The 12,447-nt window shown below is 34.2% G+C and carries 14 protein-coding genes and 1 riboswitch; of the genes, 2 read left to right on the forward strand and 12 right to left on the reverse strand.

Annotation, left to right across the window (positions count from 1 at the left end; all coding sequences use genetic code 11):
- Window positions 1-357 precede the first annotated feature (357 nt).
- The 4 genes from U5L76_02260 to typA all read right to left on the reverse strand — a co-directional run bounded on the left by U5L76_02260 (window position 358) and on the right by typA (window position 4,707).
- Complete coding sequence (locus tag U5L76_02260) at window positions 358-903, reverse strand: CxxC-x17-CxxC domain-containing protein (protein MDZ7798422.1); 546 nt, start codon at window positions 901-903, stop codon at window positions 358-360.
- Between the two features lie 29 nt (window positions 904-932).
- On the reverse strand, window positions 933-1,124 hold the full coding sequence (locus tag U5L76_02265) for a YwbE family protein (GenBank protein MDZ7798423.1): 192 nt from the start codon (window positions 1,122-1,124) through the stop codon (window positions 933-935).
- Window positions 1,125-1,581: 457 nt separating this feature from the next.
- Window positions 1,582-2,853 carry a DEAD/DEAH box helicase gene (locus U5L76_02270; protein ID MDZ7798424.1) on the reverse strand — a complete coding sequence of 424 codons (1,272 nt, stop codon included), beginning with the start codon at window positions 2,851-2,853 and terminating at the stop codon, window positions 1,582-1,584.
- A 78-nt stretch (window positions 2,854-2,931) separates the two neighbouring features.
- Window positions 2,932-4,707 (reverse strand): translational GTPase TypA, encoded by a 1,776-nt coding sequence (gene typA, locus U5L76_02275; protein MDZ7798425.1) that lies wholly within the window; start codon window positions 4,705-4,707, stop codon window positions 2,932-2,934.
- A gap of 481 nt (window positions 4,708-5,188) precedes the next feature.
- On the opposite strand from typA, the gene U5L76_02280 reads away from it, so the two are divergent.
- Entirely contained in the window at window positions 5,189-5,617 is a 429-nt protein-coding gene (locus U5L76_02280) for an NUDIX domain-containing protein (GenBank protein MDZ7798426.1), read from the forward strand.
- 53 nt (window positions 5,618-5,670) lie between these two features.
- On the opposite strand, the gene U5L76_02285 is transcribed toward U5L76_02280, so the two are convergent.
- The 5 genes from U5L76_02285 to U5L76_02305 all read right to left on the reverse strand — a co-directional run bounded on the left by U5L76_02285 (window position 5,671) and on the right by U5L76_02305 (window position 7,601).
- Complete coding sequence (locus U5L76_02285; GenBank protein ID MDZ7798427.1) at window positions 5,671-5,982, reverse strand: hypothetical protein; 312 nt, start codon at window positions 5,980-5,982, stop codon at window positions 5,671-5,673.
- Window positions 5,983-6,037: 55 nt separating this feature from the next.
- The gene (locus U5L76_02290; GenBank protein MDZ7798428.1) at window positions 6,038-6,550 is read right to left on the reverse strand and encodes an HNH endonuclease signature motif containing protein; all 513 of its coding nucleotides are present in this window, start codon (window positions 6,548-6,550) and stop codon (window positions 6,038-6,040) included.
- A gap of 73 nt (window positions 6,551-6,623) precedes the next feature.
- Window positions 6,624-7,190 carry an AbiV family abortive infection protein gene (locus U5L76_02295; protein ID MDZ7798429.1) on the reverse strand — a complete coding sequence of 189 codons (567 nt, stop codon included), beginning with the start codon at window positions 7,188-7,190 and terminating at the stop codon, window positions 6,624-6,626.
- A gap of 58 nt (window positions 7,191-7,248) precedes the next feature.
- Window positions 7,249-7,452 carry a hypothetical protein gene (locus tag U5L76_02300; GenBank protein ID MDZ7798430.1) on the reverse strand — a complete coding sequence of 68 codons (204 nt, stop codon included), beginning with the start codon at window positions 7,450-7,452 and terminating at the stop codon, window positions 7,249-7,251.
- Entirely contained in the window at window positions 7,452-7,601 is a 150-nt protein-coding gene (locus tag U5L76_02305; GenBank protein MDZ7798431.1) for a hypothetical protein, read from the reverse strand. Before U5L76_02305 ends, U5L76_02300 begins: the two co-directional genes overlap by 1 nt.
- 107 nt (window positions 7,602-7,708) lie before the next feature.
- On the opposite strand from U5L76_02305, the gene lexA reads away from it, so the two are divergent.
- Window positions 7,709-9,544 (forward strand): transcriptional repressor LexA, encoded by a 1,836-nt coding sequence (lexA, locus tag U5L76_02310; protein ID MDZ7798432.1) that lies wholly within the window; start codon window positions 7,709-7,711, stop codon window positions 9,542-9,544.
- Here lexA and U5L76_02315 read toward each other — a convergent pair.
- From U5L76_02315 to U5L76_02325, 3 genes are all read right to left on the reverse strand, one after another.
- Window positions 9,541-10,488, reverse strand: coding sequence for a hypothetical protein (locus tag U5L76_02315; GenBank protein MDZ7798433.1), 948 nt, complete (start codon window positions 10,486-10,488; stop codon window positions 9,541-9,543). The genes lexA and U5L76_02315 overlap by 4 nt on opposite strands.
- A gap of 710 nt (window positions 10,489-11,198) precedes the next feature.
- The gene (locus U5L76_02320; GenBank protein ID MDZ7798434.1) at window positions 11,199-11,366 is read right to left on the reverse strand and encodes a hypothetical protein; all 168 of its coding nucleotides are present in this window, start codon (window positions 11,364-11,366) and stop codon (window positions 11,199-11,201) included.
- 100 nt (window positions 11,367-11,466) lie between these two features.
- Window positions 11,467-11,576: riboswitch (SAM riboswitch) on the reverse strand.
- Window positions 11,577-11,879: 303 nt separating this feature from the next.
- Complete coding sequence (locus U5L76_02325; GenBank protein MDZ7798435.1) at window positions 11,880-12,302, reverse strand: hypothetical protein; 423 nt, start codon at window positions 12,300-12,302, stop codon at window positions 11,880-11,882.
- Window positions 12,303-12,447 lie beyond the last annotated feature (145 nt).

Consider the following 12,447-nt stretch of genomic DNA (forward strand, 5'->3'; position numbering starts at 1 on the left):
TTATAAGCGTCTATCGGTGTACGGTTACCGAAGCCCGTATGGTTATACGGTATCGGTTTAGGTCGGATTTTATCTATTTTTAAACTTTGTCCAAGCCGAAAATAAATTGTATAATTGACGAGCGATTTTGTTATAAATATTCAAATAAATTCCAAAAATCAAAGCAAATATTTTATAAGCGTCTATCGGTATACGGTTACCGAAGCCCGTATCGTAATACGGTATCGGTTTACGTCGGATTTTTCCAAAACCAAAAAACTATAACTTTACTCCTGCCCGGCTTTAGCAAAAGCGGCTATAACTAAATCCGATAGCAAAAAACAAATAAATAAGGATTACCAATTTAAATTAAAAAATTTATGGCTTCTTTTTAGCTGTTTTTTTGGATTTCTTTTTAGTCAGTTTCTTGGTTTTTTTCTTTGGGGCTGGCTTTTTTGTCTTAACTTTCTTGGCTTGAGATTTTTTCTTGACCACTGGCTGTTCCAAGATACTGATAACCTTATCCAATTTGTAGCCTAAGGATTTTAATTGCTCAGCTAGCTGCTTATTGCCGGCTCCATCGCGGTTTCTCCGGTCACTTCGGCCACGCCAGCTTTTATTGCCTCGCCGATCGCCTGACCGGCCTTCTTTGGCAAAACAGTCATTACAGTAGATTGGTTTGCCACTGGTCGGCCGAAAAGGCACTTGGCATTCCTGGCCGCATTGATCACAAACCGCTGAGAACATCGGCCGATCGCCTTTTCTAAAATCACGCCTTTTTGATCGGTTTGGTTGGTTTTCTTTTTGCTTCTCAAAGCAATGGCTGCATAAAACCGGCTTGCCACTGGTCGGCCGAAAAGGGACCTGGCAGGCCTGGCCACACTGACTGCAGGTGGCTGGGAACATTTCTTTTTTAGAGTACATATAATTTTTTAGTTTAGTTTTAAGAATATTTATAATATTTCTTTGACCCGGCCAACTTCTCCTGACTGGAGCCGAACCTTAATACCGTGCGGATGATAGGGCGAATTAGTTAAAATATCCTGAACCACCCCTGGGGTCAGCTTTCCGCTTAATTGATCTTTTTTCTTGACCATAGCCACGCGCTGGCCTACTCTGATATCCTCTCTATTATGGCTGTTCATAGGCTTATTATACTCCTTTTTTGAAAATAAAAAAACCCTTTCCTAATTCCACTTTTTTAGTCAAATCAAAAAACCCTTAAAAAAAGGGTTTCAATTTACTTCTTTTTATAGAGTCGGAACGAATCTATCCTTTTGGGCCGCTCAATGATTTGGGCCAGATAAACCTGACGTTTAACTCTTATTTTTAAGAAAAACTGATACTGTTTTGGTTTTTTATTTCCGCTGATCTTCGCGACGACATTTTATAAACATGCTCGTCTGTATGACTTTTTTGAAGGGCGAATAAAACCAACAAATACTTGATTAAGTATCTTAGCAAACTTTATCAGTCTTGTCAAGAGAGATGAGTTTAGGGCTTAAAAAATGGTATTTTGTCTCATGTTTCTTCAATATAACTGATAACTACCGATAGAAGCTTTTTAATAAAAAAATAAAATCTAAAATAAGTTTTTCAATATTACCTTGACTTTCGAAAATTCCTTTTCTGTCTTTGACGGCCTTGATTGACTCTTCTTTTGCTATAGCGACGGCCAAACTTCTTCCGTGAACGTGAATAATTATAAGATTTTTTTTTCTTAGAATATCCTTTTTTTGGCAAATTCTTGGCCGAGATTGAACTTTTTTTACTAACCACAAGCTGTTTTTTTATCAATCGTTCGATATCTCGGACATCACGCCCTTGATCAGAGGTAGCGAAAGAAATAGCTTTTCCTTTTTTTCCGGCCCGAGCGGTCCGCCCAATCCGATGGACATAGTCATCAGGAGTGCTCGGTAAATCATAATTTATAACCACTTCAATATTTTTTACATCAATCCCGCGAGCCGCGATATCCGTGGCCACTAAAATTCTATATCTACCCGTCTTAAAGCCTTCAATGGCTGTTTGGCGCTGAGCCAGGCTGCGGTTAGAGTGAATTTCGTGGGCTGAAAAACCCATGGCTCGAATAATCTTGGCTAGTTTTTTGGTGCCCCATTTGGTTCGACAAAAAACCAAAACCGAACCGGAGAATTGGTTAAGAATATTTTTTAAGAATGATATTTTTTCATTGCCTTTTAGAAAAATAACTTCCTGATCGACCTCTTTAACCGTGGTTCCCGACTGTGATATTTCTACCCTTAAAGGCAGGTGCATATGCCGGCTGGCCAGGGACACAATAGAAGAAGGCATAGTAGCCGAAAAAAGCAGAGTCTGTCTTTTTTTAGAAATTTGCTTAATAATCTTTTCAATTTGAGGGGCAAAGCCCATATCAAGCATGCGGTCAGCTTCATCAAGCGTTAAAATTCCCACCTGATTTAGAATTGATTTATCACGGGAAAGAAGATCAATCAGCCGGCCGGGGGTGGCCATTATAACATGCGGTTTATTTTTCAAGGCCTTTTTTTGCATTTTGGCAGAAGCACCCCCAATAACCACGGCTGTTTTAATATTTAAAGATTTTCCAAATTGTAAAAATACTTGGTTTACTTGAGCAGCCAGTTCCCTGGTCGGAACCAAAACCAGTCCCCGTTTTTTTAGGCGGGCTATATTCTGTATCATCGGTATAACAAAGGCCAAGGTTTTACCGGTGCCAGTTTGAGCAATACCCATAAGATCCTGGCCTTGTATAGCTAAAGGAATGGTTTTGCTTTGAATCGGGGTCGGTTTCTTAAAATTATTTCGATCAAGTATCTGCCGTAATTTTGGCGCTATACTCAGACCTTCAAAATTTGTCTCTGATTGGTTGGTCATATTTTTTATATTAGTGTTAGTTATACTTATAAATAAAAATTATTTTCTGGCAGCAAATAAAGCGATAGTCATAAATATTTATTTACGACTTTTATGGCGATCCGTTTCTTTCAAAAATTTCTTGCGCAGACGGATAGACCGCGGGGTAATTTCAAGATACTCATCACTATCCATAAACTCAAGACCACGCTCAATAGTTAAATCAATCGGGGCTATAAGATTAATGGCCTCATCACTGCCTGAGGCCCGCATATTAGTCAGTTTCTTGCCTTTAGTCGGATTGACCGTCATTTCATCGCCTTTGGCTGTATTACCAATAACCATCCCCTCATAGACGACTGTATTGGGTTTAATATAGAGCTGCCCTCTATTCTGTAAATTAAATAAGGCGTAGCCTAAGGCCTTACCTGAAGTCATCGAAACCATGGAGCCGACGGACCGTGATTTGATTTCTCCAACATACTCTTGAAAGCCCAAATTTTCCGAAGAAATAGTCCCCTCCCCTCTGGTGTCCATAATAAATTCCCCCCGATAGCCAAGCAGGCCGCGAGACGGTATTTCAAAAGTCAGACGGGTCATCTCTTGGGTGCATAAATTTGTCATCACTCCTTTACGGCTCTGGAGTTTTTCAATCACGGCACCGGACATTTCATTAGGCACATCAATAGTCACTAATTCAAAAGGTTCCAGGCGCTTATTATTTTTTTCTTTATATATTACATGGGGCTGAGAAACCTGCATCTCATAACCCTCTCTTCTCATCTGTTCAAATAAAATAACCAGGTGCATTTCTCCCCGGCCAAATATTTTGTAGTATTCTTTATTATCAAAATCAATCTTCAAACCGACATTAACCTCCAGTTCTTTTTTTAAGCGTGCTTTTAGCTGACTATTAGTCACCTTTTTTCCCTCTTGCCCGGCCAAGGGTGAATTATTAACCATCAGGTGAACCGAAATGGTCGGCTCATCAACATGAATAGCACTAAGATTTTTCTGGCTTTTACTGTGGCAAATTGTTTCGCCAATATCAATATCACCAATGCCAGAGACCATAGCAATATCCCCGGCTTCAGCTTTATCTACCTCTTGGCGGTCAAAGCCCTGGAAAGTAAAAATCTTGGTAATATTGGAACTTCGAAATTCACCATTCGGCTTCTTGATAATCACCTTTTCTCCTTTTTTTATAACCCCTTCATATACTCGCCCAATACCCATGCGTCCCAGAAAGTCATCATAAGCCAGATTAAAGGGTTGGAAACGTAAAAGTCGACTGGTTTGGTGAGAAGCCACTGGCACTTTTTCTAAAATCATAGCCAAAAGAGGGGTTAAGTCTTTTGATTGATCGGCTAGATTTTTCCGGGCTATTCCCTGAGAACCAATGGTGTAAATAACCGGAAAATCCAGCTGTTTATTATTGGCCCCTAAATTCATAAATAATTCCAATATCATCTCCTCCACTGCTTCGATTCGGGCGGCCGGTTTATCAATTTTATTAATAACCACAATCGGCCTAAGACCCAGCTCAAGGGATTTTTTTAAGACATAGCGAGTTTGCGGCATCGGGCCTTCCTGGGCGTCGACTACCAGTAAGACCGAATCAATTGAACGCAAAACACGCTCTACCTCTGATCCAAAATCAGCGTGGCCCGGGGTGTCAACAATATTAATTTTGGTACCCTGATAGAACAAGGCCGTGTTCTTGGCGTAGATGGTTATGCCGCGCTCTTTTTCCAGCACGTCTGAATCCATTGATAGAGTTTCATCAGATAGACCGGTTTGCCGAAGCAAAGCATCGGTCAGGGTAGTTTTGCCATGATCCACATGGGCGATAATAGCGATATTTCTAATTTCCATAATTATTTTAAAACCGGCTACTTTTTGAGAGCCGGAATTTTCCTTCTCTTTGTTAAGTTGTTTAGTATTATAGCAGAAAATCAGTTACTGTCAAGTTTATGGTTATTTAAACCTTTTTTTTACCCTCCTTACCTAAAGTCCGTATGAAAATAATATTTTCTTTTTTCCTAACCACTTCAGATGCTTACTCATGAAATAGAAAATAAGGTCGATCATTAAAGAGTAGATGTCAGTCGCGACTGACATCTACGGGTGGTCAACAACATAGAGAAATTTTTCTAAATCAGATATAAGGATCTCTCCACCTAGCCTGCCCCAATCCGCGCCTGCGGTGAGCGGAGTCACGCTGAGCCTGACGAAGTCGAACCGTCGAGGGGGTCGAGATGGATATAATATTTTCCAAACCCAAAAAACCACAACTTTACCAGCCGCCATAACTAAAACCTAAATAAAAACCAGCCAAGTATGCTATACTGGACCTATGAAAAAGTTCAAGGTTAATCAGCCGGAAAAGAATAAAAAATATCAATCCCGAGCCGGGGCTTACGCTTTAATTATTAAAGATAATTTACTGGCCGTGGTTAAAACAGAGACCGGTTATTTTTTACCGGGGGGCGGTCTAGAAAAAGGTGAATCCAAAAAAGATTGCTTAATTAGAGAATGCCGGGAAGAAATTGGCCTGGAAATTAATATTATTAAAAAACTCAGCCAAGGTCTTTATTACTTTTTTTCAACTACTAAAAATATTGATATGGCCAGTCTTGGTCATTTTTACCAAGTAGAAATTAAAAAAGTTTTAAATATCCCGACCGAAAAAAATCACCAATTAATCTGGCTAAAACCCTCAAAAGCCATAGAATTATTATTTTTAGAGAATCAAAAAGAAGCGGTCAGGCTTTTTGTTAAATAAAAAAAACCAACTTCGGATGGAAGCTGTTTTATTATATTATTTTTGTCATTTTATTAATTTTTACTTTTACCAATCTTCTCTAATTCAATTATCTCACTAATTTCTTTTATTTGCTTTTCAATAATTTCTATAATGTTTTTTAAATTTTTAGTTTGATCATCTGTAAGAGGGTCAATACCCCCATTAGTAAGACCTTCAAGCTCTACTTTAACTTTAAATAAATCAGAGCGCTGTAAGGGTAGCAACTGATTTATTATAAACCTTAAATCCTTATCATCAACAGTCTTTTTCTTTTTTAATCTGCTAGTAACCAGAATTTTGTGTCTTTCCCAGGGAGGCGGAATTTTATAGCCAGTTTGTTTCATATTTTTTCTTCCCCTGCCCGCCGAAGTTTTAGCGGAGGCGGGCTCTGATGAGGGGTTAGTAGCCGACATCCTTACTATTTAAATTATCAATAAATTCACTTCCCTTATCTGTTATCTGCAAATAATCTGGATTAGATTTCATACCGCCGATTTTCACTCCAGCTGGAGTTTGTATCCATTTAATAAAACCTGCTTCGATTATTCTTTTCACTAATAAAATTAAGTATGAAGGAAATTGCATTGCTTGACCAGGCGGAATTCTATTTAACTCAAATAAAACATCAATTTCAAAAGCGCTGAACCTATCATATAAATATATGAGATTGCTTTTGTACATTCTCAAACTTTTTCTATCTATTTTTCCTTGTTCAGCTAATCTGTGACAATTTGGACAAAGCGCGATCAAATTACTGTATTCATGTTTTTTAACCTTACTCCATGGAACAATATGATGTATATCAACCACAATATTTCTGCATGTCGGAATTGCACATCTATGTCCTGCTTCAACTAAAACTTTTCTTTTTAGATTGGCGGGAATTTTAGTACGATTTTCTTCTTTGGCCATATTATAATTTGATTATAATTAAAAAGCGCTTCAATTTTAGCTCTAAAAGAGGTGGAAGTCAAGGGAAGAATATTTAATATTTTTTTTGAATATTATTAATTTCTTTTGCGTTTTTTAAGAATATCTTTAGCCACTCCTCCTTGCTTTTTTCTATAATAAATTTATCTTTCTCTATTCTATTTTTACATTCATTTAATATATTTTTGGCCTTCTTTTTGAATCTTTTATCATTTGGAGCAACAAATTTATTTTTATTATAATTTACATAAAAAGCTTCTTGTTTATTAACATCCATTATAATTGCTTTTTGTTTCCTTGAAAGAAATGTTCTAGTAATGTAGTTAATAGTAACTTTCTTTTTGGAATTTGCCAGAATACTTCTTGAAATTTTATTTATATGACTTTTATATTTTTTAATAAAAATTTTCTGGCTATTAGGACGTTCATTTATTATATTGATAATCTCACTCCCAACCATTATTAATTTACCTAATTCCTCAAAACTAATAACACCAAGCACATATGCTCTTGAATATCTTTTATTATTAAATAATATCTTTGCTTCTTCATATAAATTAACAGCATTTTTATATACTAAAAACATGCCATCAATAGTTTTTTTAATATTTTTTTTATTCATAAAAAATTAATAATATTCTAAAATGGAGCTATTATTAAGTATAGTAATTAAGAATTGTCTATTTTTTCCTATTATAAGGAGATTGGTTTACTGGTTTCAGACTAATATTTTTTTCAGAAGCTTTTGTGCGGACAGCTCCGGGTGTTCTACCAAGTTTTAATCCTATAACTCTAGTAGGGGTATTTTTTCTAGCTAGACTTCTTAATCTACTAACTTCTTTAGTAGCCCAAACTTTCCCAGTATTTCTATTATATTTTGCCACTATTTTTCACCTTCTTTCTTTTTAAAATTTTTAACCATTTCTTGAGAGTCGCAATGGGGACATTGTTGTATAGGTTGACCATCATCGTTTATTTCAAAATTTTCTTCACAATTACCACATCTTACTTCTGATTTTTGATTTAATTTCATAAATTTTACCTTTAATTAGTTTTATTTAGCTGTGGATAAAGATTCTTTACTTTCGGTTTATTTTCGGTTATAATTAAATTGTATAAAATAGCCTAGATTTTGTCAATATGCCCACTAAAAGGCAAAGAGAAATATTAGACTATATTAGTAATTATCTTAATGATAATAATTATTCCCCTACTATTGAGGAAATAGCTAGTTATTTTAATTTAGCTATTGGTACAATCCATGAACACATAGAAAATCTAAAAAATGCTGGGTATTTGAGTAAATTAACTAACCAACCAAGATCCTTAGAAGTTGGACCGGGACCTAATTTGATTGACGTTCCTCTACTGGGTTACATTGCTGCCGGTGATCCCATATTAGCTATTGAAGATAATCAAACTATTACTATTTCTAGAAATGATTTGCCCAAAAATAAAAAAGTTTTTGCCCTAAAAGTTAAGGGTGATAGTATGATTGAAGAAGGTATATTTGATGGTGATACCATTTTAGCTATTAAGCAATCATTTGCTAATAATGGAGATATGGTTATTGCCCTTATTGATGGTGAAAAAGCTACATTAAAAAAATTTTATAAAGAAAAAAATAGAATAAGATTACAACCAGCTAATCCTAGAATGAGCCCCCTTTTTCCGAGTAATATAATTATTCAAGGGAAAGTTATTAATATTATAAGAAGTTTCAATAAAATTAAAGAAAGGTCTAAAAAAGATAAAGAATTTACTGAACATACTTACAAATATGTAAATAAAACTAAATTAAAACATAGAAAATCGTTAGGTCAATATTTTACCCCTAAGACAATAAGAGAAACTTTAATTAATAAATTACCAAAAAATATTAAAAAACCTAAAGTACTTGACCCGGGTTGTGGAACCGGTGAATTCTTACTAACAGCTAATAAATATTTTAATAAACCTGAATTATATGGCTGGGATATTGATAATAAATTGGTCAATATTTCCAAGAAAATGGTACCCAAAGCTAATATTAAAAAGAATGACTCCCTTTATAATCAAGATTATAATAAATTTGATTTTGTAATTGGCAATCCTCCTTATTATGAATTTTCACCAGATAATAAAATAAAAAATAAATATAAAGAAGTTATTAATGGAAGGTTAAATATTTTTGGTCTTTTTATTTATCAAGGATTAAAGTGGTTAAAACCTGGAGGTTATTTGGCTTATGTGGTTCCTCCCTCAATGAATAACGGGGCCTACTTTTTAAAATTAAGGAAATATATTATAGAAAATTCTAATATTGAGTATTTACATATCCTTAATAATCCTAAACTTTTTGATAATGCTTTACAATCAACGATGTTATTAATTCTAAGAAAAGGTAAGAATAAAGGGGATTATATTTTTAAAAAAAATGGAATCTTAATCTTTAGTGAAAATACAAAATACCTAAATAAAGAGCTAAAAAATAAATTAACTTTAAAAGATTTAGGCTATACAGTTAAAACAGGAAGATTGGTTTGGAATCAAAATAAAAATTCACTAACCAATAAAAAAACAAAAGCTATTCCCTTAATATGGGCTCATAACATCACAGATAACGGCCTAAAATTTCCTATTATAAGTAATAAAAAGCCGCAGTATGTAAAAATTAATAATTTTGATCTGGGACCTGCTATAGTGGTAAACAGAATTACTGGCTCTGTTAAACAATCAAAAATAAAATCAGCCATAATTCCGGCAGGTATGAAATTTATAGCGGAAAATCACGTAAATGTTATTTACCCTCCTTCTAAACAAGGAAAATTAAACATAAATGATAATTTGCCTAAAGTAAAATTAACTTTAAAAGAAATTGCTGATCAATTAGCTTCAAAGAAAAAAATAAAAATTGTTAGAAGTATTACAGGAAATACACAAATATCAAAAACAGAATTAGAGAATTTATTTCCTATAGATCTAGATAAATATTAATCAAAAATATTTAAACAAGGCGTTTTAATTCCTTGAGCTATATTTTTCCAATGGAAGACTATTTGTAATAGTGTTATTTTTTTATTATTTTTTATACCGATTAACTTACAATAAGTTAAATTTTTCAGAAATTCTATTTTAAAATATTTAATATTATTAACTATTTTTTTAATTTCATGGCCTACTTTTTCTCTAGCAATAATTATTCCCTTTTTACTAAAATTAGAATAATAAACATATAATTCTTCAACTTCATCAAAAAACTTTTTTTTATTAATTAAATTTTTTATTTGCTTATTTTTGTGTACGCCCATTTTTATTAGTATAAAAAATCGCCTAATAAATTCTTTATTCTGACGAAATTTACTAAGATATTTTAAATAAGATATTTTTTCTTTACGATCCTTCCTTTGAATATCACGCATTATTTTGCTAGCTTTATGATTACCTTCCTTTGCTAATTTTCTTAAATATCTAGCTTTTTCTTCTCTTTTCTTGTTATTATTTGATATTTTTTTAATAAAAGAAGGATAATTATTAAATTTACTTAATAATTTATCAACCCACCTCTTATGATTTTTCTTTTCACGATAACTACTCCAATCAGCTGGATTGTTGTAAAATAATCCATTTTCTGTAAGAGCGTTTTGGCTTATATTGGCTTTAGTTCCTCTCCCCTTTACTGTTTCACTCATTTTAATTTCAATTATTCTAAATTCACCTGGAAGTTTTATTAGTATATCGCCAGTATTATCATATCTATTTCCTAAATGTTTAGCGGAAATTAAATTTGGGAAATCATTAAAAATTCTTTCAGATAAAGCTATAGCGTGTTCAGACCATTTATTATTTTTTAGGTCATCTTCATTTACTTTCTTCTTATTTAGTAATAAAACTAAAATCTTTTCTGCTTCCTCAATTAATTTCCTCTCGTGTTTGCCCATAGAAATTTTACGTACTCATTGACATTATTCTTTCTTATCATCTTTATTCTGCCATTTTTTGGGGGAAAAATCAAGCCTCCGTCTCCCTTCCTCCTCCGTCTCCCTTCCTCCTCCGTCTCCCTACGGGAGACTCCGGCGGACAAGTCTTGAGACTCCGGCGGACAAGTCGTGAGACTCCGGCGGACAAGTCGTGAGACTACGGCTTGTAAACAAGACCGCGGCCGATCGCGCTCAGCGCGACGAAGGCCGCGGAAATTCAAATATCAAAATACAAAGCACAAAATAATATCAAATATACAAATTCCAAATTCAAAACCTCGATCCTGAGCCCTAGACGGCCCTGAGCAGAGCCAGCAGTGAGGCTAGTCGAACTGCCGAAGAGGAAGGCGGGTTTTTTATATTATTTACCAATTCTTTTATTTACTCGCTTAATAAAATAATTCAAAAATGAATTATTTTGGGCATAGATTAACTTAATTAATTTTCCTTTTTTTTTAAAATAATCTAGAAAGCGTTCTTTAATGGCAATATCTTTATCTACTGGTTTTTTGATTTTTCCGGAGTCTTTCTAATTGTTCTGTTGGTAAGATCGTAACCATTGCGCTTGGCATTTTGATATTGGGATCTCGCATTCTCTCTAATTTTTTTCTCTGTTTCCTTACCCTTTTGGATAATGTCATCGTATTTTATTATTTTAATAATATTTTTTTCTACGATCTGTTTCGTTGCTCTTCCATTTTTTCCTTTTTTCTTTGTTTCTCTTTTAGCTCATCTTCCTCCTCTAGTTCTTTTAGCGCTCTTAGAATACCTTCTTCAGTTCCTTCTTGACAAGCCTGATTCAACTCACTTTCTGTATAATTTTTTTTGTTTTTTTTCATAATTTTTTTCTCCTTACTAAATTAAAAAACTCTTTTCCCAAAAAAAGAAAAAGAGTGGATTATCCATATAACTTTAAGTTTGATGGATAAAAAAATCGACTTTTCATCTTTCCCCTTTTCGTCGGGCTGGATTTGGCACCTTATTGGAATTTCCAATGGTTGCCGGCAAGATTACTGGGCCAGTCCCCTAACTTGCACTCTTGATAAATATATTAAGTTGTTAAACTACCTTACTATTATAGCAAACTGACAGAAATTGTCAACCTCGTTTAAATTTTATTTGCCATATTTTTTGTTCTGTTATTTTTAGGAGGAAAAATCAAGGACCGCGGACGCGGAAATTCAAATATCAAAATACAAAGCACAAAATAATATCAAATATACAAATTCAAAATTAAAAACACGAGGGTAAAAAAGGAGTTATATTTGCCCCGTTCTAATAAAAAAATGATCATTAATTAAAAAAAGGGCTAGCATTGGCCAGCCCTTCTAGTATGAAAAAAACGTCTGAGGTTATTTGATCTTCAACTTAATTTTGGTCTTGCCAGTCCAGGACTTACCGGAAGTCACTTCAACTTCACTTACGGGTCGATAACCTTTCCAAGTTGATAAGGCTTCAGTTACTATGTTGGTGCTGCACCGGTCGCGGTTCATGGTCTCTAACGTACCCAAAGCGTTCCCTCCTTCGGGAAATATGGAGCCGCAACAATTATCGTTGTATCCATAAGGATAGACACCAGTATTACTGGAATAAAGTGAGCTCCTGTCTCCGGGTAGTAAGTTTCTTCTTAAGACGGGTAACATATCATTACCTCCTGTTCTTTCTTTTTTAGCTTTTAACTCGGCCTCTCTTTTCTCCTTTTTCTTTTTGTCTTTTACAATACCTTCTCCGACTATAAAAGCCGGAACCAAAATCATTATTAACAGTTCTAACATTTTTGACCTCCTTTTTTTAAGGAGCCTATAAACCAAACAAACCTCTACTTACTTCTTACCTCATTTTACTTTTTAAAGTCAAATAAAGTCGGCGCCTTATTCACATTTTCTTTTTCTAAGCAATACGTAAACTGACCACCAAAAG

The organism is Patescibacteria group bacterium, from assembly GCA_034520665.1.
Classification (GTDB): domain Bacteria; phylum Patescibacteriota; class Patescibacteriia; order JAXHNJ01; family JAXHNJ01; genus JAXHNJ01.